We start from the raw sequence: 25,391 nt of genomic DNA on the forward strand, positions 1-25,391 counted from the left end.
TTTTTATTTGAGTTCTTTTTTTTAATATTGAACTGTCAATCAATAAGAAAAAAATAAATAGATATGAATCAAGATGTTTTAGCAAAAGAAATTCAATGTGTAGGTTTTGATCAAGCCGAGTATAAAAGTATTCTAACTGACGAAGCCAAAGCGTTTTTAATTCAACTTCAAGAAAAGTTTAATACTCAAAGACTTCAGTTATTAGCTGAAAGAGAAATAGAACAAGCTTATTTTGATGCAGGAAATAATCCAACATTTCCTTTAGAAACGAAAGAAATTAGAGAAAGCGATTGGGTATGTGCTCCGTTACCTGAAGATTTGTTAGATAGGAGAGTAGAAATTACAGGACCAGTAGAGCGTAAGATGATTATCAATGCTTTAAATTCTGGAGCAAAAACATTTATGGCAGATTTTGAAGATAGTAATTCACCTACAATTCAAAATATTTTAGATGGTCAGGTGAACTTACGAGATGCAGTAAATAGAACAATTTCATTTTACAACGCTGCAAAAGATAAAAGCTATGAGTTGAAAGACAAAGTAGCTACTTTATTAGTAAGACCAAGAGGATTGCACTTAAACGAAAAACATTTGTTGATTGATGGAGTAGAAATGTCAGGTTCTTTGGTTGATTTTGGTTTGTACTTTTTCCATAATATCAAAACGTTACAAGAGCGAGGAAGTGCAACTTATTTTTATTTACCTAAACTAGAACATTACAAAGAAGCACGTTGGTGGAATGATGTTTTTGTATTTGCGCAAGACTATATGGGAGTGCAACAAAAAACAATTAAAGTAACAGTGTTAATTGAAACAATTACAGCAAGTTTTCAGTTAGATGAAATTATTTATGAGTTAAAAGATCATATGGCTGGATTAAACTGTGGTCGTTGGGATTATATTTTCTCATACATTAAAAAGTTTAGAAATCACACTGGTTTTATAGTGCCAAATCGATCACAAGTAACCATGAGTAGTCCATTTATGAAAGCATATTCGTTACGAGTTATTCAATCATGTCATAAACGTGGTGTACATGCTATGGGAGGAATGGCTGCACAAATTCCAGTAAAGAATAACGATGAGTTAAATAAAGAAGCTTTTACAAAGGTGAAGAATGATAAGGAGCAAGAAGTTAAGAATGGTCATGATGGAACTTGGGTTGCTCATCCTGGTTTAGTAGAAGTTGCAATGAATGTTTTTAATAAAACAATGCCTAATACAAATCAAATAGATAAAAAGCTAGAAGATTTAACTATTACTGAAGAAGATTTAGTGGCATTACCTGAAGGTACAATTACTGAAAATGGTATACGAGAAAACATTAACGTTGGAATTCTGTATATAGAATCTTGGTTAATGGGGCAAGGAGCAGCTGCTTTGTATAACTTAATGGAAGATGCAGCAACAGCTGAAATATCTCGAACACAAGTATGGCAATGGTTGCATAAAAGCGTAATGCTTGAAGATGGTAGAACATTTACAGAAGGAATGTATGAGCAATTTAAAAAAGAAGAATTAAAAAAAATAAAAAGTTATGTAGGTGAAGACAGATACAACAACGGGAAATTTGAATTAGCTATTCAATTATTTGACGAGTTAATTTTAAACAAAGAATTTGTTGAATTCTTAACCTTACCAGCGTATAAATACTTGTAGTATAAACTATTTAGAGAACAAGTTCTTATGTAAACAAATATCTTAATATACAGACTAAACTAGGAATATTTAATCTCGATTATCGAGTAAAAAAAGCCCTCAAAAATGCGGCAACATTTAAGAGGGCGAGCTATCAATAAAAATTAATAACCTTATCAATCACAAAATTATGAAAAATTTAGCACACGCTAATTATAATTCTGCTTTACAAACTGTAAAAGAATTAAAGAAAAAGTTCGGATCAACTTGGCATTCAGTATCACCAGAAAATGCAGCTAGAATGGTAGCACAAAACCGCTTTAAAACTGGCTTAGATATTGCTAGATATACCGCTGCTATTATGCGTAAAGATATGGCTGCTTACGATGCAGATCCATCTAACTATACACAATCTTTAGGATGCTGGCATGGGTTTGTAGCACAGCAAAAAATGATTGCGGTTAAAAAACATCATAAAACTACTAGTAAACGTTATTTATATCTTTCTGGATGGATGGTAGCTGCGTTACGCTCAGAATTCGGACCGTTACCAGACCAGTCAATGCATGAAAAAACGGCAGTTCCTGCGTTAATTGAAGAAATTTATGATTTTCTACGTCAAGCAGACGCTATTGAATTAAACGATTTATTTAGAAGATTAGAAAACGGAGAAGACGTGCAAAATGAAATCGATAATTTCGAAACGCACATTGTACCAATTATTGCAGATATTGACGCTGGTTTTGGAAATGAAGAAGCAACGTATTTATTAGCAAAAAAAATGATTCAAGCTGGTGCTTGTGCTATTCAAATAGAAAACCAAGTTTCAGACGCTAAACAATGCGGACATCAAGATGGAAAAGTAACTGTACCACATGAAGATTTTATAGCAAAGCTTAATGCAATTAGATATGCCTTTTTAGAATTAGGTATAGAAGATGGGGTTATTGTTGCTAGAACGGATTCAGAAGGAGCAGGATTAACACAAAAATTACCAGTAAGTCAAGAGCCAGGAGATTTAGCATCACAATACTTAGCATTTGTAGAAGCTGAAGAAATTACGATTGAAGAAGCAAGGGAAGATGATGTGTTGTTAAAACGTGTAGGAAAGCTGGTGCGTCCTGTACGTTTGGCAAATGGTTTGTATAAGTTTAGAGAAGGAACTAATATTGATAGGGTAGTGCTAGATTGTATTACAAGCCTGCAAAATGGTGCAGATTTACTTTGGATTGAAACACCTACACCTCATGTAGGGCAAATAGCAAATATGGTAAATAGAGTAAGAGCTGTAGTACCAAATGCAAAATTAGTATACAACAACTCGCCATCATTTAACTGGACTTTAAATTTCCGAAATCAAGCATATGATGAAATGGTAATACAAGGATATGATGTTTCAATGTATGATAGAAATAATTTAATGGATGTAGCTTATGACGGGTCACAACTTTGCCAATTAGCAGATGAGAAAATTAGAACGTTCCAAATAGATGGAGCAAGAGAAGCAGGAATCTTTCATCATTTAATCACTTTACCAACGTACCATACAACAGCACTACATATGAATGATTTAACAGAAGGTTATTTTGGTGAAAATGGAATGTTGGCTTACGTAAAAGGTGTGCAACGACAAGAAATTAGAAAAGGAGTGTCGTGTGTAAAACATCAACGAATGGCTGGGTCTGATTTAGGAGATGATCATAAAACATTTTTTGCAGGAGACAAGGCGCTGAAAGCGAGTGGTGAAAAGAATACAGCTAATCAATTTGAAACAAAAAATGAAAATAAAGTAGAATTACAAAAAGAATCTGTAGTAGCTTAATTTGTAAAGTAATACTATATATTTTGAAGTTAAACTCCACTTGTACAAGTGGAGTTTTTTAATGTAGATAATTAGCTTTAAGTGTTATCTATCTTGCTTTAAGATTGCTATAAGATATAAAAGCTCTCTTTTTTATAACTAAAATAGCTGCTTTTGTGATTGAAAATCAATTGGTTGTGTACCTTTTTTTAAAGTTGAAGGATTAATTCCTGAAATTTGAATAATCTGATAGTATGATTAATGATAGTTATTTTATCAGAATTTTTAGGAACATCAAATATTTGTAAAATGATAAGATATTTAATGAACTATAATCAATTTTTATTTGCATAGGTGGTATCCGAAAAACCTCTAATAAAAGAGTAGGAATTATTTAATAACTTAACTAATCATGGAAACAGGTACAACTATTGAAATTCATAAAGCAGTTGTAGAACAACTGAAAAGTATCCTAGATGGTAATCCAGCAATGGCTAAAAGTCTTGGAGATTCATTAAAAAAGGCAGTAGGATTATCAAAAAATGGAAGTCCCGATAAGACTATACCACCTTTAAATAAAAATCTTTACAAAGCAATTGATAAAGAATTTAAAGGAAAAGGATGGCCAGAAACCGTAGATGCGTATTATGACTATCTAGATATTTATTTACAAATGATTCCAAATGAAAGTAGAGATCCAGAATATCCTGATGCTTGGACAAGTGATGGAACTAAAAATGGATACAACCAAAAAGTATACGATTTACTTTGTCAATCTTATTGGTTGATTGATCAAACAGATTCAGATGGAAAAACGATGCAGAGTTATCCTGAGTTTGCTAATTGGTTAGTGAGTTTTGCAAATGCTTGGGGAGCTTTTTTAGATACGGAAGCTTCTTTGACAGATGAAACATTGCAATCGTTTAAAGATGATAAAAATGATCAAGGTGAAAGTGTTTATAATTTTCCTTTGTATTCTGATAATGAAAGCAGCTGGAAAACGTTCAATCAATTTTTTTATAGAGAATTTAATCACGCGGATCCTAAAACAGGAATTTCTCCTTTACGTCCTATAGCGGATCCAGATGATAATAGGACTATTGTTTCTCCTGCAGATTGTACTTTTAAAGCATATTATCCAATTGATAAAAAAGGGAATGTAGGTAAAATTACATTAAAAGGAACGCATACTATTGGTAGCGTAGATGAGTTGTTGGAGTTTAGTAAGTATGGAGAAAATTTTTATGGAGGTACGTTTATTCATTATTTTTTAAGTCCTTTTGATTATCATCGTTTTCATACACCGGTTAGTGGAAAAATTTTAGAGATTCTTCCAGTAGAAGGAAAAGTGTATTTGAATGTTGAAACGGCATCAGATGGACAGTTTGATGCACCAGATGGAGGAGAAAACGGATATGAGTTTTCACAAGCTAGAGGATTAGTAATTATGGATGCAGGTCCTGAAGTAGGAAAGGTTGCTATATTACCAATAGGAATGTGTCAGGTTTCTGGTGTAGATATGTATACTGAGTTGCAAGGACAAACAGTAGTGAAAGGTCAAGAGTTTGGTAAATTTAGATTTGGAGGTTCAGATATTATTATGTTATTTGAAAAGCCACCTCATGAATTGTATATGTTTCAAGAAGATCCTTCTCATGTGCCAATTCATTTTCAATACGGACAAGCTTCGGTTTATTGGAATAAGTAATATCTTTTAAAAAGGTAGTTGCTATTTAAGTAACTACCTTTTTTAATTGTTATAATTTGGATAAAGATTAATGTATTTTTCTCATGATGATACCTTAATACTTTTGTTTCTCAATAGATTTTGTAATAGGAGTTATTACATCACCAGTATGTTTTGTAGATTTTGTTTCAATAAGCATAATTAAACACTCTTCAGAAGAACTAACTCTGTGATTGATACCTTTAGGAACTACATATAAATCTCCTGTTTTCATCGTAAAACTAGGTTGATTTTCAATTTCCATTAAAAGGGTTCCATTAATAATATAAAAAAGCTCATCCTCATTTTCGTGATTATGCCACGGAATATCTTCTCCTTTAATTTTAGCGATTTTAACGTATTCATTATTAACTTCAGAAATTATTTTAGGAGAAAAGTAATCTATTAGCTTTTCAGCCTCCTTTTGAATATTAATTGTTTGAGTTGTATCCATATCACAACATTATTAAGAGTTTGTTTTTAGTTCCATTTTAATATTACAACGTTCATAAGGGCAACCTTCTTCCACAGGAATTTCTAAAAAGCCAAATTTTCTATAAATGTAAATAGCGTTTTCAAGCTTTGTATTAGAGTAAAGAACGAGCTTATCAAAATTATTTTCTTTAGCAAAATCAATACAATGCTGCATAAGCTGTTGTCCTATTTTGTAACCTCTGTGTTTTGGTGAAACAGCCATTTTAGTTAATTCATAAACATTAGGATCGTCCATTGGCATCAAAGCAACAGTACCTACAATTTCATTATTTAATGTAACAAAGAAAATATGTCCTCCTTTGTTAATAATATATTTATGAGGGTTGCTTAAAACTTCCTTATCATAAGGTTCTACGTAGAAAAATGTTTCTAACCATTCAATATTCAAATCGTAAAAAGAGGAGCTGTACTCTTCTTTAAATGTGGTAATTGATACAGTGTTTTTTGTTGTATTCATTTTTATATGTTCAATAATAGCTTTACTGAAGGGCTTTTCTTTAAATTTAGTTTCTAGCTCATTTATGAGTTCAGTTAGAGATTCAGATTTTATATTTGTATACTCTTTAATAATATACTCAATACTGTTCCAAATTGGGGTAACACTTTTAATAAGTCGTTTTCCTTTATCGGATACAAAAACAACTTTTTTTCGCTTATCTAATTTATCTTCTTTTAGAGTGATAAGTCCTCTTTTTTGAAGCTTATTAATTGCTTGCGTTGTAGCGGGCTGTGATGTTTTTAAACTGTTGGTAATCTCAGTATTTGTTACACCATCTTTGTTTTTTATAATTTTAAAAGTAGGGAATAGGTAAGGGTCAAAGTCAATATTAAACTCATCATATACCAATTGTGTTTCACGCATCATATATTCACTAGTTCTCTTTAATCTAGAGCCTAAACCAATTTCTCCTAATCCTTTTAATGCATCCATTTATAAAATATAAGTACTTATATAACTGCAAATATAAATGTTTTTTTAATTTTAAACAGTTGCTTATTAATTTTAATAAATACCTAGAAAATATATACCATGGAAAATAATTAAATATTTTCATATATTTGTAAAAGAACTTTAAACAACAATTAAAATGAAAAGAGATAAAATTATTTTTTATGTAGCTACAGGCTTGTTAACATTATTGATGTTTTTTTCAGCAGGAATGTATTTTTTTAACCATGCAGAAGTAGCTAAAATGTTTACAGCATTTGGATATCCAACATACATTATTTATCCCTATGCAATAGCAAAAATATTAGGTTTAGTAGCAGTATGGTTTTTTAGAGGGAAGTTTATAAATGAATGGGCGTATGCAGGCTTTTTCTTTGCGTTTATTCTTGCCTTTTTTGCTCATTTTATGATCAGAGATGGAGAGCAAACAGGTGCTGCAATTGCAATGGTACTAGTAATAGTTTCGTATATTTATAGTAAAAAAATATAATGAGCAATAATCCAACAGCAACAGTTACTTTAACTGAACGAAATTACTTAGCAGAAGGTAAAATGAGAAATCATTTTGCCGTTATTGATGAACCTTTGGATAAAGGAGGAGACGATAACGGACCAACCCCAGTAGAATATTTATTAACTGCAATTGGTGGTTGTGTATCAATAACACTACGAATGTACGCAGAAAGAAAAGGGTGGGACTTAGGAAGAGTTACAGTAAATGTCAGTCAAAAAGAACAATTAACTCCAGAAGGAATAAAAAAAACATTAGTAGAAGAAATTTCTTTTGAAAAGGAAGTTACGGATGAGCAGCGTGTTAAATTATTAGAAATAGCAGGTAAGTGCCCAGTAGCTAAAATGGTGAAAGGAGAAACTGAAATTGATTCAAAAATAACAACATAATGAAGAATATAATCGCTTTTGCGGGGAGTAATAGTAAAAAATCAATAAACAAACAATTAGTAATATACGCTTCAGGTTTCTTAGAGGAAGCTAAGGTTTCTGTATTAGATTTAAATGATTATCCATTGCCTATTTATGGAGTTGATAAGGAAGCTGAAAGCGGTATTCCAGAAAATGCAGTAAAATTTCTGAATAAAATTAAAAAAGCTGATGGAATAGCGGTATCGTTAGCTGAACATAACGGAAATTTTACGGCAGCTTTTAAAAATATAATAGACTGGATGTCACGCATTGAGCAGAAAGTATGGCATAATAAACCTATGTTACTATTATCAACTTCCCCAGGAGGTAGAGGAGGAGCATCGTCTATGTCCATAGCAAAAAATGGTTTTCCACATATGGGGGCAAATGTCATAGCTAATTTTTCTTTACCAAAATTTTATGATAACTTTAAAGACGGAAGGGTTGTAAATGAGGAGTTTAATCAAAAAATTAAAGAAGCAGTTACAACTTTCCAAAAAGCAGTATAAACATAAAATTTAATATTATGTCAGAAGCAAAGGAAATTGTAAAAAAATATAGTAATGATGATATTACTGTAGTTTGGAAACCAAATACATGTATCCACTCAAAAAAATGTTGGAAAGGATTGATACAGGTTTTTAATCCACAAAATAGACCTTGGATTAACATGGACGGAGCAACTACAGAAAGAATAAAAAAACAAGTAGAAGAATGTCCATCAGGAGCGTTATCATACATTTCAAAAAGAGAGGGTAATCAAGCAGCAGCTCATACAGAAACTAAAGTAGAAGCTCTAGAAAATGGCCCTTTATTAATCTACGGAACCTTGCATGTAACCAATCCAGATGGTAGTACAGAAAAGAAAAATAAAACAACTGCATTTTGTAGATGTGGAGCTTCTCATAATAAGCCATATTGTGATGGTACGCATGTAAAAGTAGAGTTTAAAGGATAATCATGAAGGTACAGCAAGAAGACAAAGGAAGTAAGGGAGAGTTTTATATAGAAGCTGAAGGAAATAGAGCTGGGTTAATGACTTATACTTGGGCAGGGAAAGATAAATTAATTATTGACCATACTGAGGTTGGAGATAGTTTAAGAGGAAAAGGAGCAGGATATAAGTTAGTAGCAGCTTCAGTTGAGTTTGCGAGGAATAAAAATATTAAAATCCTTCCTTTATGTCCGTTTGCTAAATCAGTTTTTGATAAAAAGCTAGAATATTCAGACGTTTTAGAATAAACAAAATTCCTTCTCAGTATTTGTAAAGAGTTTATATTCCTTGGTATATAAATGTGTATTTTGTATTTTTGCACTCAAAATAAGGAGGTTAAAATGAAGATAGTTTTATACGGTAGAAAAGGACATGCACATACAGTTGCATATAAAAATTTTCTAAAATCTGCAGAAGTACCATTTGAATACAAAGATGTTTCTGTTGATAACGAAGCAAAGGAGCATACTAAAGAACTGTATGATGGTCAAGTAAAATATCCAACACTATTTGTTGATGAAGAAGTGTACTTAACACCATCATCGGACACTTTTAACAAATTAATGCAAGACTTAAAGTTAAAGGGGTAATCTTTTTTATTAAATAATATAAAACGGCTAATGGCTAATAGTCGATAACCAAAACAATGGGAGATATTTCAAAAGACATCAATTCAAAATTTCCAAATAATAAAATCAAAGCTTTTATAAATATTAAATATACTGCTAATTGGATAAACAGTAAAGAAAATGAGTTTTTTAAACAGTACAGTATTTCTCCACAACAATTTAATATTCTTCGTATTTTAAGAGGAGCAAAAAAAGCAATAAAAGTTCAAACAATTAAAGATAGAATGATTGAACGAGCTCCGAACGCCACAAGATTAATGGATAAATTATGTGAGAAAAACTTAATTGACCGTGAAAGATGTGAAGATGATAGAAGAGTGGTTTACATAAGTATTACCCAACAAGGAAAAAAGCTTTTAAAAACAATAGATGATAAATTGCATTTAGATTTTATTGATAATTTAACAGAAGAAGAAGCCACACAACTTAGTGGTTTACTGGATAAAATAAGACAGTAAATTTTGTGCTTATTCATTAAATAAATAGGAAATCTAGTTTAAATATTGTATCTTTTAAGAAAGTGAAACAATAGAAGTTATGTATACATATGATACACTTTCAGAAGCATTAAAAGATTTACAGAAAAGAGGTTTTACTCTTGATTTTAACCTGAAGGAAAACGAAATAGAGAGTAAAAATACTAAAGAAATTTTCTCTCCTGATACCTTTGAAGTTGTAGAGGTATATCGATTTGAAGGCATGAGTAGCGCAGGAGACAATTCTGTTGTATATGCAATTCAGACGAAAACAGGTGTTAAAGGAGTTTTAGTTGATGCTTATGGAGTGTATGCTAACTCTCTTTCCCCAGAAATGATTCAAAAACTAAAAATAGTTCATTAACATAAAAATAAAAAGACAATTTTTTTTGATTTTCTCTTTTTTTTGTAACCAAAAATTGTTTAAAAAAGGGCTAATCACCTCATAAAATAAAGGTGTTTCCCTTATATAATAAATAACCTTTTGCCTATAAGTTTCTAAATAGAGGTAAGATATATTTGGGCTAATTAATTAACCCAAACTAATATTTTATGAAAACTTTAAAAACCCTAATGTTTGTAAGTATCTTTTTCCTGGTATTTGCATCATGTCAAAATGAAGAAACAGTACTACCAAACGAAACTCAGACAGAAGCAGCCGATGCAAAAGCTGCAAAATCCACAGATGATTTAAGATTAGATTACCATGAAGACTACGGAGTAGTTAGAGCGGATGAATACCCAATGAATCCAGAAGGTGTTGCAAAACCAACCTTAGATTTATTTTTAGAAAAAGGAAACCTTAAAAAAGAAGATTTAAAAAGTTACCGTATTGTAAAAGATGAATTTTCAGGTGTTGGTTTAGCAGAACATAGAATGGAGGATGGTAATGTAATACAAGTACCACATGAGTACGAAAGACAGCCAGTTTACAGGTTTGAAGCTGAACTAAACGATGGAACCAAAGTTAGAATTATTATAATTATAATATGTTCAAATGGTTTAATTATAATCATTTGGTGGTGATAGAAAAACTAAGCATTTCTAAAAGACCTTATACAGAAGTATGAGGTCTTTTTTATATGAAAAACATATTATAAAAATATGTATCTTGCAATTTGTTATGCGTGCATAATATTTTATAAAAATAAAACAATGAAATACAAACATATTTTTGAGCCATTAGATTTAGGTTTTACTACTTTAAAAAATCGAGTATTAATGGGCTCTATGCATACTGGTTTAGAAGAAGAAAAAAATGGTATTGAGCGCATTGCTGCTTATTATGCAGAGCGTGCACGTGGTGGAGTAGGTTTGATTGTTACAGGAGGAATTTCTCCAAATATCCAGGGGTGGACAGCTCCTTTCTCTGCTCGTATGAGCACAAAAAAGCATGCAAGAGAGCATAAAGTAATTACAGAAGCAGTTCATAAAGAAGGAGGTAAAATATGTATGCAAATTTTACATTCTGGCCGTTATGGATATCATCCATTTAACGTAGCACCTTCAAAAATAAAATCACCAATAACTCCTTTTAAACCGTTTGCATTAAAGCAATCAGGAATACGAAGAACAGTAAAAGATTTTGTTAACTGTGCTAAATTATCACAAGAAGCAGGATATGATGGAGTAGAAATCATGGGGTCTGAAGGATATTTAATCAATCAGTTTATAGTAACAAGAACAAATAAACGAACCGATGATTATGGAGGGAAATATGAAAATAGAATTCGTTTAGCGGTAGAGTTAGTTCGAAAAATTAGAGAAGCAGTTGGTGAGCATTTTATCATTATCTATCGTTTATCAATGCTAGATTTGGTAGAGCAAGGAAGCTCTTGGGAAGAAGTAGTGCAATTAGGGAAAGAAATAGAAAAAGCAGGAGCTACTATTATCAATACAGGTATTGGTTGGCACGAAGCACGAATACCTACTATAGCAACTTCAGTACCTAGGGCTGCGTTTACTTGGGTAACTAAAAAAATGAAAGAAGAATTATCTATTCCGTTAGTTACTTCAAACAGAATTAATATGCCTGATACTGCTGAGAAAGTATTAGCAGAAGGACATGCAGATATGATTTCAATGGCACGTCCGTTTTTAGCTGATCCTGAATGGGTAAATAAAGCGAAAGAAGAAAGAGTAGACGAAATAAATACTTGTATAGCTTGTAATCAAGCTTGTTTAGACCATGCTTTTCAGAAAAAAGTGGCAAGCTGTTTAGTAAATCCAAGGGCATGTCATGAAACAGAGCTAAACTATAATCCAACATCAAAAAAGAAAAAAATAGCAGTTGTAGGTGCAGGACCAGCAGGATTAGCAGCTTCAACAGTAGCAGCACAAAGAGGACATGATGTAACCTTATTTGATGCAGATAAAGAAACAGGAGGGCAATTCAATATTGCAAAACAGATTCCAGGAAAAGAAGAGTTCTATGAAACCATTCGTTATTTTAATAAACAGCTAGAATTACACAACGTAAATGTAAAGTTAAACACAAGAGTTTCTGCAGAAGATTTATACAACGGTAATTTTGATGAGGTTATTTTAGCAACAGGAATCACGCCAAGAACTCCAAGGATAGAAGGTATAGAGCACGAAAAAGTATTGAGTTATATTGATGTTGTAAAATTAAAGAAACCTGTAGGTAAACGTGTTGCGGTTATTGGAGCAGGAGGAATTGGTTTTGACGTTTCAGAATACTTAGCTCACGAAGGAGAGAGTACTTCTTTAAATGTAGATGCTTGGTTAGAAGAATGGGGAATAGATAAAACATTAGAAGCACGTGCAGGAATTGAAGGAGTTACTCCAAAAATGCACCCATCACCTAGAGAGATATTTATGTTCAAGCGTAGTTCAGGAAAGTTTGGAGGAAATTTAGGTAAAACTACAGGATGGATTCATCGTTCAGTATTAAAAAGAAAAAAAGTACAGTTTATTAATGAGGTACAGTACACAAAAATAGATGATGAAGGTTTACACTATGTTCAAAATGAAGAACAAAAAGTGTTACCAGTAGATAATGTAATCATTTGTGCAGGTCAAGTTCCATTTAAAGAATTATTAGAGCCGTTAGAAGCTAAAGGAATGAAAGTACATGTAATTGGAGGAGCAGATGTTGCAGCAGAATTAGATGCAAAGAGAGCCATAAATCAAGGAAGTAGGTTAGCTGCTGAACTCTAGTTTGTATATAAATTTAAAATCACTAAAAAAGTCTTGCTGCATTAGCAAGACTTTTTTTATGCACACAACTACAGTGAATAAGTCTAAATAATTACCGATATTTGTAGCTCACATTTTTTTGAAAAAAGTAAATTATGGCAATGAACAAAAACACTGTCCTAGGTTGGGCAACGCTTATAATGGTATTAATGGGAATTTTACTTATATGTTTAGCAGTATTTAAGTATGATGAAATAGCTGGTTATGGCTTTGGTGCTGTTGGTTTAGGTTTTTTTGCAAATGCATGGGTATTTAATGCCTTAAAAGGAAGAGTTTAATTAAAGAAAATATAAAGAAATGAGCGACGATAAAAAAGTCATTTTTTCAATGAATAAGGTCTCTAAGACCTACCAAAGTACAGGAAAACAAGTTTTAAAAGATATTTATTTAAGTTTCTTTTATGGAGCTAAAATTGGTATTTTAGGTTTAAACGGTTCGGGTAAATCTACCTTATTAAAAATTATAGCAGGAGTAGAAAAAAATTACCAAGGAGATGTTACATTTTCACCAGGTTATAAGGTTGGCTATTTAGAACAAGAGCCACAGTTAGACGAAAACAAAACTGTTTTAGAAGTTGTTAAAGAAGGAGCAGCAGAAACTGTTGCTATTTTAGATGAATACAACAAGATAAATGACATGTTTGGTTTAGAGGAAGTGTATTCTGATGCAGATAAGATGCAAAAATTAATGGATCGTCAAGCTGAACTACAAGATAAAATTGATGCATCTAATGCTTGGGAGCTAGATACTAAGTTAGAAATTGCCATGGATGCGTTACGTACGCCAGACGGTGATAAGAAAATAGGAGTATTATCAGGAGGAGAGCGTCGTCGTGTAGCCTTATGTCGTTTATTATTACAAGAACCAGAAATTTTATTATTAGATGAGCCTACCAACCATTTAGATGCAGAATCTGTACATTGGTTAGAGCATCATTTAGCACAATATAAAGGAACCGTAATTGCAGTAACACACGACCGTTATTTCTTAGATAATGTTGCAGGATGGATTTTAGAGTTAGATAGAGGTGAAGGTATTCCTTGGAAAGGAAACTATTCATCTTGGTTAGATCAAAAATCACAACGTTTAGCGCAAGAAAGTAAAACCGCTTCTAAGCGTCAAAAAACATTAGAACGAGAGTTAGAATGGGTACGTCAAGGAGCAAAAGGTCGTCAAACAAAGCAAAAAGCACGTTTGAAGAACTATGAAAAGTTAATGAGTCAAGACCAAAAGCAAACGGAAGAAAAATTAGAAATCTATATTCCAAATGGTCCACGTTTAGGAACGAATGTAATTGAAGCTACTGGTGTTTCTAAAGCTTATGGAGATAGGTTATTATATGAAAACTTAGAATTTAATTTACCACAAGCAGGAATTGTTGGAATTATAGGTCCAAATGGGGCAGGTAAAACCACAATTTTCAGAATGATCATGGGAGAAGAAACTCCTGATGTTGGAAGTTTTAAGGTAGGGGAGACAGCTAAAATTGCTTATGTTGACCAATCACATTCAAATATTGACCCTGAAAAATCTATTTGGGAAAACTTCTCAGAAGGTCAAGATTTAGTAATGATGGGAGGTAAACAAGTAAATTCAAGGGCTTATTTAAGTCGATTTAACTTTTCAGGAAGTGAGCAAAACAAAAAAGTAGCTACCCTATCTGGAGGAGAACGTAACCGTTTACATTTAGCAATGACTCTAAAAGAAGAAGGTAATGTATTGTTATTAGATGAGCCAACTAACGATTTAGATGTAAATACGCTACGTGCTTTGGAAGAAGGTTTGGAGAATTTTGCAGGTTGTGCTGTAGTAATTTCGCATGATAGATGGTTCTTAGATCGTATTTGTACACACATTTTAGCATTTGAAGGAGATAGTCAAGTATATTTCTTTGAAGGTTCTTTCTCTGATTATGAAGAGAATAAGAAGAAGCGTTTAGGAGGTGATTTAATGCCTAAGCGAATTAAATACAAGAAGTTAATCAGATAAATTTATTATCTAATATTTTATAAAATAAAACTCGAAGTTAGCAGCTTCGAGTTTTTTCTTTTTCTATAACAATTGTCCCCTCAATGTAAAACTGTTTTGTAGATAGTTTTTCATAGTATAGCGAATTGTGTTAAAGTTTTCTTAACAACAATTATTGTGCCGTAAATTCAATAAAAATGTGATTTTATTGAATTTATGTTGTTTTTTATTGTTTTATAGTGAAATATCTGTTTTTTGGTATTGTATAAAAAACCTCATCATTTAATGGTGAGGTTTATAAGTGTTTATATTTCATGAGTTTAGTAGCATTTTTCAAAGTAGCCATCAACACAGCAATATGAAACATCAGTAATACAGTGTACAGGAGAAGGGTATTGGCTGTTACAGGGCAAACCTTCTCTAGGACATACACTGGTAATTCCACCAGTAATAGATTTTTGTTCAGATGCTTTTAAGACAAGCCCGATGTTTGAAATATTTTTTAACATAATCATAAATTTTAAAGTTGTTATAAATTTATGTATTAAGTCAAAAGTAAACTTTAGAAAAACCGTAATAAATGTAAGGTAATTACGTATTTTAAAAACAAACCTCACCAATCAGGTGAGGTTTACGAACTTTTATATATTCTCTAATAATCCTTTTTAGAAACTTTAGATAAATTAATAGCTCTTTGTGTTATAAGGTAACTATTAACTACATATTTCATAAAAACCATTAACGCAACAAAAGTTGACCGCTGGAAGGCAGTCAGAAGGAAATTGAGATCCACTAGGACAACGATCTCCTAAAGAACATTCTTTCATGTAATTTCCTCCTTTTACTGATTTTTGCTCTTCTTTCTTTAAAATAGTTCCTACTTTTAAAATATTTCTTAACATAAGTGTAAATTTTTATTGTGAAACAAATTTATATTATATAAGTCATGGAACTTGATTAAAAACCGTAATAAGAATAAGGGAATTACGTACTTTTTTAATTATGAAAAGCAGCATTATGTGCTAAATCTCCGTTACAACTGTTACATTTTCCAGTAGTATCTGCTCCGCCAGCACAACCATTGGTACAGGTATAGTGATATTGTCCAGCAGCATTAGGTCCAGAAGTAGTCTGTGTTACAGGAGTTGATATTGGAGAGTTGGAAGTTTTATTTTGTGTATTGTGAAATCCTTGGTTATGAGCAAGAGGAGTTTTACAAACAGGGCAAGAAGTACCTTGAACACTTGAAGTACCTCCTTCACACTTTTTAGGGCATATATAATGCGCTCCTCCAATAATATTAACAGAATTATTGTTATTATTAGGAAGTTGTGGAGTTGGGCGTTCACTAAATGGAACTGTTAATGGATTTACAGGTGTTTTCTTTTCTTCTGTTTTACAAGAATAAAAACAGCATAATAAAGCGAATATTAGGAGTATTTTTTTCATATTCAAATATAAAAAAACCTCGCCAAAAAAGACGAGGTTGTAATTTATATAAAGTTTGTAAGTCTTATAAGTGAATTACTTCATCATAAGCATCAGCAACAGCTTCCATAACCGCTTCACTCATTGTAGGGTGAGGGTGAATTGCTTTTAATACTTCATGACCAGTAGTTTCTAATTTACGTCCTAAAACAGCTTCAGCAATCATATCGGTAACTCCAGCACCAATCATATGGCATCCTAACCATTCACCGTACTTAGCATCAAAAATTACTTTTACAAATCCGTCGGGAGTTCCAGCAGCTTTAGCTTTACCTGAAGCAGAGAATGGGAATTTTCCAACTTTTAATTCATAACCTTTTTCCTTTGCTTGTTCTTCAGTTAAACCAACAGAAGCAATTTCAGGAGTAGCATAGGTACAACCAGGGATGTTTCCATAGTCGATAGCTTCAGTATGTAAACCAGCAATCTTTTCAACACAAGTAATTCCTTCAGCAGAAGCAACGTGTGCAAGTGCAGGACCAGGAGTAACATCACCAATAGCATAATAACCAGGAATGTTAGTTTGATACCAATCGTTTACTAAGATTTTATCTCTATCAGTAATAATACCCACATCTTCTAAACCGATGTTTTCAATGTTAGTTTTAATACCAACTGCTGATAATACGATATCTGCTTCTAAAACTTCTTCTCCTTTTTTAGTTTTAACGGTAGCTTTTACTCCGTCGCCAGAAGTATCAACAGATTCTACAGAAGAACTTGTCATTACTTTAATTCCGGCTTTTTTGAAAGAACGCTCCATTTGTTTAGAAACATCTTTATCTTCTACAGGAACAATTGTTGGCATAAACTCAACAACAGTAACGTCAGTTCCCATTGAATTATAAAAGTGCGCAAACTCTACTCCAATAGCACCAGAACCTACAACAATCATTGATTTTGGTTGTTTAGGTAAGCTCATTGCTTCACGATATCCGATAACTTTTTTACCATCTTGTGGTAAACTTGGTAATTCACGAGAGCGAGCCCCTGTAGCAATAATAATGTGGTCAGCAGAATACTCAGTTACTTTACCATCTTTATCAGTAACATCTACTTTTTTACCAGCTTTTACTTTACCAAAACCATCGATGATATCAATTTTGTTTTTCTTCATTAAGAACTGAACACCTTTGCTCATTCCTTCAGCAACACCACGACTACGCTTAATAACCGCTTCAAAATCTTTATCGATTGCTTCTGCTTTTAAACCATACTCATCAACATGTTTTAAATAATCATATACTTGAGCAGATTTTAATAATGCTTTCGTAGGAATACATCCCCAGTTTAAGCAAATTCCACCTAAGCTTTCTTTTTCAACTACAGCGGTTTTAAATCCTAATTGAGATGCTCTAATGGCAGTTACATAACCTCCAGGACCACTTCCGATTATTAATACGTCGTATTTCATGTCGTTTATTTTTACTTGTTGTTTGTTAATTTATTACATTCTTTCAGGAACCTGAATTCCTAATAAATTGAATGCTGATTTTATGGTATCAGCTACTTTTTTAGATAACTGAACTCTAAATGTTTTTTTATCTTGATTTTCTTCTCCTAAAATTGATACGTTTTGATAGAATGAGTTGAACTCTTTAACCAAATCGTATGTGTAATTTGCAATTATAGCAGGTGAATAATTATTTGCAGCTTGCTGAATTATTTCAGGGTACAATTCTAATTGCTTGATTAATTCTTTTTCTTTCTCTTGTAATTCTACCGATACTTTAGCTGAATAATCAAAGTCGGCTTTACGTAAGATCGATTGAATTCTCGCATAAGTATATTGTACAAACGGACCTGTGTTTCCTTGGAAATCTACCGATGCTTGTGGGTCAAACAAAATTCTCTTTTTAGGGTCTACCTTTAAAATGAAGTATTTTAAAGCACCTAATCCGATAATTTTATATAACTCCTCTTTTTCCTCAGTAGAATAGCCTTCTAACTTACCTAACTCTTGTGATATTTCACGAGCTGTATTGGTCATTTCGTCCATTAAATCATCAGCATCTACTACAGTCCCTTCACGAGATTTCATTTTTCCAGAAGGTAAATCTACCATTCCATAACTTAAATGGAATAATTGTTTAGCCCAAGAATAGCCTAGCTTTTGTAAGATTAAGAACAATACTTTAAAGTGGTAATCTTGTTCGTTACCTACTGTATATACCATTCCGTTTACATCAGGAAAATCTTTAGAACGTTGGATAGCAGTACCAATATCTTGCGTCATGTACACCGCAGTTCCGTCAGAACGTAATACTAGTTTTTCGTCTAGTCCTTCGTCAGTTAAATCACACCAAACAGAACCATCTTCTTTTTTGAAGAAAACACCATTTTTAAGTCCTTCTTCAATAACATCTTTTCCTAATAAATAGGTATTACTTTCGTAATATAATTTGTCAAAGTTAACTCCGATGTTTTCATAAGTAACGTCGAAACCTTTGTATACCCATCCGTTCATCATTTCCCAAAGGGTAACAACTTCTTTATCACCAGCTTCCCATTTACGAAGCATTTCTTGTGCTTCTAAAAATAATGGGGCTTGTTTTTTAGCATCTTCTTCAGAAGTGCCAGAAGCGACTAATTCGCCAATTTCTTTTTTATATTCTTGATCGAATTTTACGTAGTAATTACCAACTAATTTATCTCCTTTTAATCCAGTTGATTCAGGAGTTTCTCCATTTCCGAATTTTTCCCAAGCCAACATTGACTTACAAATATGGATACCACGGTCGTTGATAATTTGTGTTTTATATACTTTATGTCCCGCTGCTTTTAAAATTTCAGCAACAGAATACCCTAATAATACATTACGAACATGTCCTAAGTGTAAAGGTTTGTTTGTGTTTGGAGAAGAATACTCAACCATTCGAGCATCTGTTTCATCTTCTTTTACAAAACCATACCTTGCATCTGCTGCAATTTCATTAAAAAAGTTTACGTAGAAAGAATCGTCAACTACCAAGTTTAAAAAACCTTTTACAACATTGTAGTTGGTAACTTCGTTGATGTTTTCAACTATATATTTACCTAAATCTTCACCAATTTGAACCGGATTTCCTTTTTTGTACCGTAATAACGGGAAAACGACAACGGTAATGTCACCTTCAAAATCTTTACGGGTTGCTTGAAATTCTACACTGGGAATTTCTACATCATATAAGGCTAAAAATCCTTCTTTTACTTTCGTTTCTATTAACGATTGAATATTCATTGGTTCTTTTTGATTATCGCACAAAATTAGTGTTTTTAATTTTTTCTTCCCACGATTTGCCTTATGATTTTTTGATTCATGATTATAGCATACTTAGTTGATGCTTTTGTACCTTTGCACCATGGATAAAGACCTTGAAAACTTACCAAAATTAGCCAAAGACGCTTTACAAGAAAATAAGAAGTATTTTCAACGATTAAAGAAAAGAACACCCAAACGTTTAGATTTACTAATGCAAGAGTTGCATGAGGAAGAATTTGAACGAACAGATTGTTTAGAATGTGCAAACTGTTGTAAAACGACTTCGCCAATTTTTACTGAAAAAGATATAGAGCGCATAGCAAAACACTTAAAAATGAAGGTGATTGATTTTACAAATCAGTATTTACAGAGAGATGAAGATAATTTTATGGTCTTACAATCAGCTCCGTGTACTTTTTTAGACGAGTCTGATAATACTTGTTTTATTTACGATGTACGCCCGAAAGCTTGTTCTGAATATCCACATACTAATCGAAAAAAGTTTATCCAAATAGCAGATTTAACGATTAAAAACACAGAGGTTTGTCCTGCTACTTATAGAATAGTAGAGGAGTTGAAAAAACGTTTACCACAATCAGGAACTTCTAAAAAGAATAAAACTTAATATAGTCGATACGTTTTCGCTTTACCTCACTTAAGATTTTAGTAATTTTTCTTATTTTGGGAAAAATATCATCCTTTGGAAACATAAATTCATTATTTTGATTAAAACCATCTCTGATTCAGATTGTCAATTAGTATATGATTATATACAGTTTGCCGGCCCAATAAGTGATGATTTCTTTTTGGAGTTAATAAAGTATTTTAAAAAAAGAAAATACGCTAAAGGTGAAATCATTTTAAAAGAAGGAGACGTAGAATTTAGATCCAATATTGTAGCCAAAGGTGTAGTTCATCAGTTTGTTTATGATGAAGATATTCCTATTACATCTAACATTTCACCACAGGGTTTATCATTTAACAGTCTTAAAAGTTATATAGAAGGAACTCCTTCCGTAGAAATTCAGGAAGCTATTACAGATGTCGAAATACTATCTATAGAGAAGAAAGATATTGAAATACTTTCAAAAAAGTGGACTGAAATGGCTTATGTTATGTATAAAGTTCATGAATCTATTTTGCTGGATAGAGAGAATAGGATGAGCTTGCTGCAATACAGAAGTCCATCAAAAAGATTTCAACTTTTTCATGAAATGGTAGTACGATCAAATTTGATGTTAAAGAGCACTCCTGATAAATACATTGCTAGTTATTTAAATATGACTCCTCAGCAATATAGTAAAGAAAAGCACCTTCAAAAAAGATCGGGAAAATAAGCTCTTGTAAAAAACACATAGAACTTATCTGGAGATAATTTTAGAGTTGTCAAGATTTTATTATTTAGCCTAATATTTGATTATAATTAATTTTTATAATATGCTAAAACACATAAAATTTATTTTAGTACCTGTTATCTTATCTGGATTCTTTTTAAACTCTTGTAGTAAAAAAGACGATGATCCTATTCTTAGTAATGAGAATATGATTCTGAGTTTTATATTTAAATCACAAAATAATATTGCTTTAACTTCAGATATTACAGCCCAAATTAATGAAGATGATAAAACTATTAAAGCGACAGTGCCATTTGGAACAACCATAACAGCTTTGATACCTACCCTTCAAGTATCTGAACATGCAATTTTTTCTCCTGAAGGAACAATAGATTTTACAAATCCAGTTACGTATACCGTTACTTCTCAAAATCAAACTACTGCAAATTATAGTGTTATTGTTGAAACAGCTCCTCTAACACAAAGAGAAGCATTAATGGCTATTTTCAATGCTAATCCAAGCAATTATTTAGATTGGAATTTTGATAATGAAGATATAAGTACATGGAGTCGTTTAGTTGTTGATGATGATGGCTATGTAGTTGAATTAGATTTTCGTAATGTTAATTTAGAAACAATTCCAGCAGAGATTAAATATTTAACTCATTTAAGTAAGTTAAATTTAAATGATAATAATATTCAAACTCTTCCTGCCGAAATAGGAAGCTTAGTAAATTTAACAAATTTAAGCTTGTATGATAATAATATTAATACTCTTCCTGTTGAAGTAGGAGAGTTAATTAATTTAACGAATTTAAACATTTCTAGAAATGAAATACAAATTCTACCAGAAAGTATTGGTAATCTTACTAAATTAAAAATTTTACAAGCTTCTTTAAATAAAATAGAAAGTTTACCTGAAGAAATAGGGAATTTGAAAGATTTGGAAAGATTACATGTATTTAATAATTTATTAATAGAAATACCAGAAAGTATAAGTAATCTATCTAACTTAATAGACCTAAACCTTGGACGTAATCAAATAACACAAATACCAAATTCAATTAAAGACTTAACTAAATTAACAAAACTGAGTTTGTCTTCAAATCAAATAGAAAGCGTCCCTGATGAGGTGTTTATGTTATCAGAATTAACCTTTTTACATTTATTTTCTAATAAGCTTACTGTTATTTCATCAGAAATTGAAAACCTTACTAAATTAGAATTTTTATACTTAGGAAATAATCAACTATCTGAGGTTCCAGAGCAGATAGGAAACTTAAGTAACTTAAAAGGATTATACTTTCAAGATAATCAGTTAGAAAGTGTACCTATTCAAATAGGAAATTTGAAAGAATTAGAACAGTTGTTTTTACAAGATAACTTATTAATTACTATACCACAACAAATATGCGACCTAGAAAATAGAGGTACTGTTATTACTAAAGATTCGACAGTAATTTGTGAGTAAATTTTCAAAAAAACATTATAAGTACTTAAAGGGGTACTCTATTAGTAAATGATTAAAGTTTCGAAATGTAATTCCATTAAATGCTCTTTGGGCTTGCTTTAGAGAAATTTACTTTTCTGATTGTATTTTCAAAGATGAACAAATCTGTAATGATAACTATAATCAAAAATTCTTACTTTTAGAAAAAATATTACACATTGGAAACCCTTATACATTATTTTGAAAACATTCCTTCCAGTCATAGAAGTATTATTTTAGTTGGAGGAATAGCTTTTTTCTGGTTGTTAGAAGGCGCTGTGCCTTTATTTAGCTTTAAATACAATAAATGGAAACATGCATGGCCTAATTTGTTTTTTACAGCTACCACGGTAATTATCAACTTTACTTTGGCTTTTGTATTACTTAAGACAGCCGATTGGGTGCAAGCAAATGATTTTGGATTGATTAACTGGCTTCCTGAAATGCCATTATGGTTGTATGTATTGTTAGGTGTGTTATTTTTAGATTTTTTCGGAGCTTATTTAGCGCATTTAGTAGAACATAAAGTAAAGCCTTTATGGATGGTACATTTAGTACACCATTCTGATCATAAAGTAGATACTACTACAGCAAATAGGCATCACCCTATAGAAAGTGTTATTCGTTTTACATTTACATTACTAGGTGTTTTTTTAGTAGGAACACCAATAGGTATAATAATGTTATATCAGTCTATGTCGTTAGTGTTTACACAACTAACTCATGCCAATATAAAAATGCCTAAAAAATTGGATAAAGTATTAAGTTATGTTATTGTTTCACCTGATATGCATAAAGTGCATCATCATAATTTATTACCTTATACTGATTCCAACTACGGAAATATCTTCTCTATTTGGGATCGATTATTAGGTACTTATATGGAATTAGATAGAGAAAAAATAGTCTACGGGGTAGATACATTTCCTGATGAGGTAAAAAATTCAAGCCTAAAAGAGTTACTCAAGCAACCTTTTCAAGGATATAGAAAACCTACGAACTTAAAGGGTATTAAATAAATAAAAGCAAGCAGTTAGGCTTGCTTTTATAATTCTTATCTAGTTATAAAGGATAACAAATGTAACCACGATAGCTTAAATCTGTGTAAGAATAAAAAAAGGTAGGTGTATTACCATTACTAGTTTGATTATGACACCTCCACTTCCAACTTGGTGTTACTGGATCAGAAGGAAATCTGTCAGGATCTGTTGTTGTGTCTACTCCATCTAAATAACCACCAAAAGAGTCTCCTCCTGAAATTTCTTTTTGAGTTAAACTGTTTAGTTTTTGAACACCACTTAACTTTAAAATTTTTTTCAACATAATTTTTTATTTTGATTTATAATGTTGGCAAAACTATAACGGAAAGAGAAGAAGGTCTTTAGGTTAACAGCTACATTTTTAAAAGGAATAAACACTTGATTTATACAGGAAATAAATTGAAATATTCCACAAGCCTTAGTAAAATGTTCGGTGTATAAGACTTACTTAAAGGGTGTTTTTCCTGTGGTATAAACAACAATTCCCCTGTTAGTTAAGCTGTGGTGTTCGTATATATTTGAGTTCATAATTAACCCCGAAAACTATTATTTTATGAAACGACTACAAAACTTTGTAATTGTAGGCATCGTTCTTATGATGCTACAAGCATGTCAAAAAGAAGACACTGCAAATGAACTGTTAAACAACACAAATTTAGAGGTAAAACAAGCTCGAGCCTATTACGCACCATGGGTATATGTTATGGATTGGCGGTTTAGTAGAGGAACTTGTACTACAGGACCAGGAGTGTGTTTTAAAAACGATTATGGAGATATACTTGTGTATAGCAATGCAAGTTCAGATTCATCAGAAGAAGTAAAAGAAACATTCTCAAAACTTATGGAAGGAAACAATGATGAAGATAATGGAGTGATAGCATTCAGAAATGAAGGTGAGTCATTACGATTAGTGTTCTCAAGAAGTTTAGAGGAAGAAGACTTTATCATTTCAGAAAACGTTTCTCTTAGAGAAGACATAGTAGAAGAATTAGGTAAAGCTGATATTACTTTACAAGCAGGTAAATACGTTGTAGATTATTCGCGTTTTAAGAACGGAGAGGTTTTAATACCTGTAAAAAATTAAAAAACTAACTAATCAAACTAATAAACTCTTAGCAAAGTCTGAGAGTTTCAAAAAATAAGAAAAAATGAAAAAACAAAATTTTTTATGGATAGCTGTGATGTGTTTTACATTGCTTTTTAGCTGTCAAAGCGAAGATATAGTTGAAAATGAATCAACCAAAGAAGAAGTACAATTAGCAAAAGAAAGTACAGTAACTATAAATCATACATATGATTATTATGGTAAGCAGTTTAAAGTGGCTTATGTGTATGATGAAGAAAGTGGAGAAGTACTGAAAGCTGATGGAGATGTTGAGCTTGCTCAAGAAATCTTTGGAGATGAAGAAAGAGCTCCAAAATCATTATTCTTTGATAATCAAAAAGAAGGAAGTACTGATATTCAAGTTAAGGTTTTTGATAATGGAGAAGACTTACAAGAGTATGCTTCAAAAGTAGCAGAAGAATTCCCAGGAGATCAAGAAGCAACAGAAGGAAGATCGTCTAAGTGTAATAGCTATGATTTATATGGAACAGGAAGGTTTTATTTCTACAAACACGCTTACTATAATACATACATGAGTGGAATGAGTAGAATGGATCGTAGGTATTATAGAGACCATTGGGTAGGAAGCGGTTATAACGATCAGTTATCCTCTTTAATAGTGAAAAAACCATGGAATAGAAGAGCTTTGGTGTACTTATATCAACATTCTTGTTATGGAGGAAAAGTTATAGGTTTTTATCAATCAGTAGGTCCTTCAGGTTTTGGAGTAGCTAACCTTAAGTGGTATACTATGTCAGGCTGGTGGTTCTGGAGAAAGTCTTGGAACGACCAAGTTTCTTCTACCAAAGGCTGGGCTTGGTAATACAATAACTACAACTATTTAGTTGTTTGTAAAATAATAAAAGAACCTCAGAAGA

Annotated in this window: 28 protein-coding genes; 21 read left to right on the forward strand and 7 right to left on the reverse strand. The window is 31.8% G+C overall.

Features of this window, described 5'->3' with window-relative positions:
• The first annotated feature begins 63 nt into the window (after positions 1–63).
• From aceB to VBY68_RS11425, 3 genes are all read left to right on the forward strand, one after another.
• Positions 64–1,659 (forward strand): malate synthase A, encoded by a 1,596-nt coding sequence (aceB, locus tag VBY68_RS11415; RefSeq protein ID WP_415269804.1) that lies wholly within the window; start codon positions 64–66, stop codon positions 1,657–1,659.
• A gap of 169 nt (positions 1,660–1,828) precedes the next feature.
• Entirely contained in the window at positions 1,829–3,460 is a 1,632-nt protein-coding gene (locus VBY68_RS11420) for an isocitrate lyase (RefSeq protein ID WP_415269805.1), read from the forward strand.
• A gap of 391 nt (positions 3,461–3,851) precedes the next feature.
• A complete protein-coding gene (locus VBY68_RS11425; RefSeq protein WP_415269806.1) occupies positions 3,852–5,147 on the forward strand; it encodes a phosphatidylserine decarboxylase in 1,296 nt (431 codons plus the stop codon).
• 94 nt (positions 5,148–5,241) lie between these two features.
• On the opposite strand, the gene VBY68_RS11430 is transcribed toward VBY68_RS11425, so the two are convergent.
• Together VBY68_RS11430 and VBY68_RS11435 are read right to left on the reverse strand one after the other, a co-directional pair.
• On the reverse strand, positions 5,242–5,619 hold the full coding sequence (locus VBY68_RS11430) for a cupin domain-containing protein (protein ID WP_415269807.1): 378 nt from the start codon (positions 5,617–5,619) through the stop codon (positions 5,242–5,244).
• A gap of 12 nt (positions 5,620–5,631) precedes the next feature.
• On the reverse strand, positions 5,632–6,591 hold the full coding sequence (locus VBY68_RS11435; protein WP_415269808.1) for a bifunctional helix-turn-helix transcriptional regulator/GNAT family N-acetyltransferase: 960 nt from the start codon (positions 6,589–6,591) through the stop codon (positions 5,632–5,634).
• A 157-nt stretch (positions 6,592–6,748) separates the two neighbouring features.
• On the opposite strand from VBY68_RS11435, the gene VBY68_RS11440 reads away from it, so the two are divergent.
• The 12 genes from VBY68_RS11440 (at position 6,749) to ettA (ending at position 14,837) form a co-directional block, all read left to right on the forward strand.
• A complete protein-coding gene (locus tag VBY68_RS11440) occupies positions 6,749–7,099 on the forward strand; it encodes a DoxX family protein (RefSeq protein ID WP_415269809.1) in 351 nt (116 codons plus the stop codon).
• Positions 7,099–7,509, forward strand: a complete 411-nt coding sequence (locus VBY68_RS11445) for an OsmC family protein (RefSeq protein WP_099216230.1) — start codon at positions 7,099–7,101, stop codon at positions 7,507–7,509. Before VBY68_RS11440 ends, VBY68_RS11445 begins: the two co-directional genes overlap by 1 nt.
• On the forward strand, positions 7,509–8,039 hold the full coding sequence (locus VBY68_RS11450; RefSeq protein ID WP_124591089.1) for an NADPH-dependent FMN reductase: 531 nt from the start codon (positions 7,509–7,511) through the stop codon (positions 8,037–8,039). Before VBY68_RS11445 ends, VBY68_RS11450 begins: the two co-directional genes overlap by 1 nt.
• A 17-nt stretch (positions 8,040–8,056) precedes the next feature.
• Entirely contained in the window at positions 8,057–8,488 is a 432-nt protein-coding gene (locus VBY68_RS11455; RefSeq protein ID WP_099216228.1) for a (4Fe-4S)-binding protein, read from the forward strand.
• Positions 8,489–8,490: 2 nt separating this feature from the next.
• Positions 8,491–8,772, forward strand: a complete 282-nt coding sequence (locus VBY68_RS11460; protein ID WP_124591090.1) for a GNAT family N-acetyltransferase — start codon at positions 8,491–8,493, stop codon at positions 8,770–8,772.
• A 93-nt stretch (positions 8,773–8,865) separates the two neighbouring features.
• A complete protein-coding gene (locus tag VBY68_RS11465) occupies positions 8,866–9,114 on the forward strand; it encodes a glutaredoxin family protein (protein ID WP_099216226.1) in 249 nt (82 codons plus the stop codon).
• Positions 9,115–9,170: 56 nt separating this feature from the next.
• Entirely contained in the window at positions 9,171–9,611 is a 441-nt protein-coding gene (locus tag VBY68_RS11470; RefSeq protein ID WP_099216225.1) for a MarR family winged helix-turn-helix transcriptional regulator, read from the forward strand.
• A 79-nt stretch (positions 9,612–9,690) separates the two neighbouring features.
• Positions 9,691–9,993 (forward strand): phosphoribosylpyrophosphate synthetase, encoded by a 303-nt coding sequence (locus VBY68_RS11475; protein WP_415269810.1) that lies wholly within the window; start codon positions 9,691–9,693, stop codon positions 9,991–9,993.
• Between the two features lie 188 nt (positions 9,994–10,181).
• A complete protein-coding gene (locus tag VBY68_RS11480; protein WP_415269811.1) occupies positions 10,182–10,655 on the forward strand; it encodes a hypothetical protein in 474 nt (157 codons plus the stop codon).
• 129 nt (positions 10,656–10,784) lie between these two features.
• Positions 10,785–12,809: an oxidoreductase gene (locus VBY68_RS11485; RefSeq protein WP_415269812.1), complete on the forward strand. Its 2,025-nt coding sequence runs from the start codon at positions 10,785–10,787 to the stop codon at positions 12,807–12,809.
• 140 nt (positions 12,810–12,949) lie between these two features.
• Positions 12,950–13,126: a CAL67264 family membrane protein gene (locus VBY68_RS11490; RefSeq protein ID WP_099216284.1), complete on the forward strand. Its 177-nt coding sequence runs from the start codon at positions 12,950–12,952 to the stop codon at positions 13,124–13,126.
• A 19-nt stretch (positions 13,127–13,145) separates the two neighbouring features.
• A complete protein-coding gene (gene ettA / locus VBY68_RS11495) occupies positions 13,146–14,837 on the forward strand; it encodes an energy-dependent translational throttle protein EttA (protein ID WP_415269813.1) in 1,692 nt (563 codons plus the stop codon).
• 692 nt (positions 14,838–15,529) lie between these two features.
• Here ettA and VBY68_RS11500 read toward each other — a convergent pair.
• From VBY68_RS11500 to argS, 4 genes are all read right to left on the reverse strand, one after another.
• Positions 15,530–15,718 carry a hypothetical protein gene (locus tag VBY68_RS11500; RefSeq protein WP_415269814.1) on the reverse strand — a complete coding sequence of 63 codons (189 nt, stop codon included), beginning with the start codon at positions 15,716–15,718 and terminating at the stop codon, positions 15,530–15,532.
• A 94-nt stretch (positions 15,719–15,812) separates the two neighbouring features.
• A complete protein-coding gene (locus VBY68_RS11505; RefSeq protein ID WP_415269815.1) occupies positions 15,813–16,265 on the reverse strand; it encodes a hypothetical protein in 453 nt (150 codons plus the stop codon).
• 64 nt (positions 16,266–16,329) lie between these two features.
• Positions 16,330–17,718 (reverse strand): dihydrolipoyl dehydrogenase, encoded by a 1,389-nt coding sequence (gene lpdA / locus VBY68_RS11510; protein WP_081728269.1) that lies wholly within the window; start codon positions 17,716–17,718, stop codon positions 16,330–16,332.
• Positions 17,719–17,751: 33 nt separating this feature from the next.
• Positions 17,752–19,524 (reverse strand): arginine--tRNA ligase, encoded by a 1,773-nt coding sequence (gene argS, locus VBY68_RS11515; RefSeq protein WP_415269870.1) that lies wholly within the window; start codon positions 19,522–19,524, stop codon positions 17,752–17,754.
• A 121-nt stretch (positions 19,525–19,645) separates the two neighbouring features.
• On the opposite strand from argS, the gene VBY68_RS11520 reads away from it, so the two are divergent.
• The 4 genes from VBY68_RS11520 to VBY68_RS11535 all read left to right on the forward strand — a co-directional run bounded on the left by VBY68_RS11520 (position 19,646) and on the right by VBY68_RS11535 (position 23,387).
• Positions 19,646–20,170 (forward strand): YkgJ family cysteine cluster protein, encoded by a 525-nt coding sequence (locus VBY68_RS11520; RefSeq protein WP_121147241.1) that lies wholly within the window; start codon positions 19,646–19,648, stop codon positions 20,168–20,170.
• A gap of 97 nt (positions 20,171–20,267) precedes the next feature.
• Positions 20,268–20,882, forward strand: a complete 615-nt coding sequence (locus VBY68_RS11525) for a Crp/Fnr family transcriptional regulator (RefSeq protein ID WP_121147242.1) — start codon at positions 20,268–20,270, stop codon at positions 20,880–20,882.
• 100 nt (positions 20,883–20,982) lie between these two features.
• Positions 20,983–22,350, forward strand: coding sequence for a leucine-rich repeat domain-containing protein (locus tag VBY68_RS11530; RefSeq protein WP_415269816.1), 1,368 nt, complete (start codon positions 20,983–20,985; stop codon positions 22,348–22,350).
• A 197-nt stretch (positions 22,351–22,547) separates the two neighbouring features.
• Complete coding sequence (locus VBY68_RS11535; protein ID WP_121147244.1) at positions 22,548–23,387, forward strand: sterol desaturase family protein; 840 nt, start codon at positions 22,548–22,550, stop codon at positions 23,385–23,387.
• Between the two features lie 43 nt (positions 23,388–23,430).
• Here the strand turns inward: VBY68_RS11535 and VBY68_RS11540 are convergent, their stop codons facing one another.
• Positions 23,431–23,691, reverse strand: a complete 261-nt coding sequence (locus VBY68_RS11540; protein WP_415269817.1) for a hypothetical protein — start codon at positions 23,689–23,691, stop codon at positions 23,431–23,433.
• A 270-nt stretch (positions 23,692–23,961) separates the two neighbouring features.
• Here VBY68_RS11540 and VBY68_RS11545 point away from each other — a divergent pair, with 270 nt between their 5' ends.
• Entirely contained in the window at positions 23,962–24,492 is a 531-nt protein-coding gene (locus VBY68_RS11545) for a hypothetical protein (protein WP_099277135.1), read from the forward strand.
• A gap of 64 nt (positions 24,493–24,556) precedes the next feature.
• Positions 24,557–25,336: a hypothetical protein gene (locus VBY68_RS11550; protein WP_415269818.1), complete on the forward strand. Its 780-nt coding sequence runs from the start codon at positions 24,557–24,559 to the stop codon at positions 25,334–25,336.
• Positions 25,337–25,391 lie beyond the last annotated feature (55 nt).

It is taken from the genome of Tenacibaculum ascidiaceicola, assembly GCF_047470925.1.
Classification (GTDB): domain Bacteria; phylum Bacteroidota; class Bacteroidia; order Flavobacteriales; family Flavobacteriaceae; genus Polaribacter; species Polaribacter discolor.

Excerpts from the sequence above, each read along its gene's own strand:
- ettA (WP_415269813.1), top strand. The coding sequence starts at position 13,146 with ATGAGCGACGATAAAAAAGTCATTTTTTCAATGAATAAGGTCTCTAAG.
- lpdA (WP_081728269.1), bottom strand. The coding sequence starts at position 17,718 with ATGAAATACGACGTATTAATAATCGGAAGTGGTCCTGGAGGTTATGTA.
- aceB (WP_415269804.1), top strand. The coding sequence starts at position 64 with ATGAATCAAGATGTTTTAGCAAAAGAAATTCAATGTGTAGGTTTTGAT.
- VBY68_RS11505 (WP_415269815.1), bottom strand. The coding sequence starts at position 16,265 with ATGAAAAAAATACTCCTAATATTCGCTTTATTATGCTGTTTTTATTCT.
- VBY68_RS11485 (WP_415269812.1), top strand. The coding sequence starts at position 10,785 with ATGAAATACAAACATATTTTTGAGCCATTAGATTTAGGTTTTACTACT.
- VBY68_RS11475 (WP_415269810.1), top strand. The coding sequence starts at position 9,691 with ATGTATACATATGATACACTTTCAGAAGCATTAAAAGATTTACAGAAA.
- argS (WP_415269870.1), bottom strand. The coding sequence starts at position 19,524 with ATGAATATTCAATCGTTAATAGAAACGAAAGTAAAAGAAGGATTTTTA.
- VBY68_RS11445 (WP_099216230.1), top strand. The coding sequence starts at position 7,099 with ATGAGCAATAATCCAACAGCAACAGTTACTTTAACTGAACGAAATTAC.
- VBY68_RS11520 (WP_121147241.1), top strand. The coding sequence starts at position 19,646 with ATGGATAAAGACCTTGAAAACTTACCAAAATTAGCCAAAGACGCTTTA.
- VBY68_RS11460 (WP_124591090.1), top strand. The coding sequence starts at position 8,491 with ATGAAGGTACAGCAAGAAGACAAAGGAAGTAAGGGAGAGTTTTATATA.
- VBY68_RS11500 (WP_415269814.1), bottom strand. The coding sequence starts at position 15,718 with ATGTTAAGAAATATTTTAAAAGTAGGAACTATTTTAAAGAAAGAAGAG.
- VBY68_RS11530 (WP_415269816.1), top strand. The coding sequence starts at position 20,983 with ATGCTAAAACACATAAAATTTATTTTAGTACCTGTTATCTTATCTGGA.
- VBY68_RS11455 (WP_099216228.1), top strand. The coding sequence starts at position 8,057 with ATGTCAGAAGCAAAGGAAATTGTAAAAAAATATAGTAATGATGATATT.
- VBY68_RS11465 (WP_099216226.1), top strand. The coding sequence starts at position 8,866 with ATGAAGATAGTTTTATACGGTAGAAAAGGACATGCACATACAGTTGCA.
- VBY68_RS11430 (WP_415269807.1), bottom strand. The coding sequence starts at position 5,619 with ATGGATACAACTCAAACAATTAATATTCAAAAGGAGGCTGAAAAGCTA.
- VBY68_RS11435 (WP_415269808.1), bottom strand. The coding sequence starts at position 6,591 with ATGGATGCATTAAAAGGATTAGGAGAAATTGGTTTAGGCTCTAGATTA.
- VBY68_RS11450 (WP_124591089.1), top strand. The coding sequence starts at position 7,509 with ATGAAGAATATAATCGCTTTTGCGGGGAGTAATAGTAAAAAATCAATA.
- VBY68_RS11420 (WP_415269805.1), top strand. The coding sequence starts at position 1,829 with ATGAAAAATTTAGCACACGCTAATTATAATTCTGCTTTACAAACTGTA.
- VBY68_RS11480 (WP_415269811.1), top strand. The coding sequence starts at position 10,182 with ATGAAAACTTTAAAAACCCTAATGTTTGTAAGTATCTTTTTCCTGGTA.
- VBY68_RS11545 (WP_099277135.1), top strand. The coding sequence starts at position 23,962 with ATGAAACGACTACAAAACTTTGTAATTGTAGGCATCGTTCTTATGATG.
- VBY68_RS11550 (WP_415269818.1), top strand. The coding sequence starts at position 24,557 with ATGAAAAAACAAAATTTTTTATGGATAGCTGTGATGTGTTTTACATTG.
- VBY68_RS11425 (WP_415269806.1), top strand. The coding sequence starts at position 3,852 with ATGGAAACAGGTACAACTATTGAAATTCATAAAGCAGTTGTAGAACAA.
- VBY68_RS11470 (WP_099216225.1), top strand. The coding sequence starts at position 9,171 with ATGGGAGATATTTCAAAAGACATCAATTCAAAATTTCCAAATAATAAA.
- VBY68_RS11490 (WP_099216284.1), top strand. The coding sequence starts at position 12,950 with ATGAACAAAAACACTGTCCTAGGTTGGGCAACGCTTATAATGGTATTA.
- VBY68_RS11440 (WP_415269809.1), top strand. The coding sequence starts at position 6,749 with ATGAAAAGAGATAAAATTATTTTTTATGTAGCTACAGGCTTGTTAACA.
- VBY68_RS11540 (WP_415269817.1), bottom strand. The coding sequence starts at position 23,691 with ATGTTGAAAAAAATTTTAAAGTTAAGTGGTGTTCAAAAACTAAACAGT.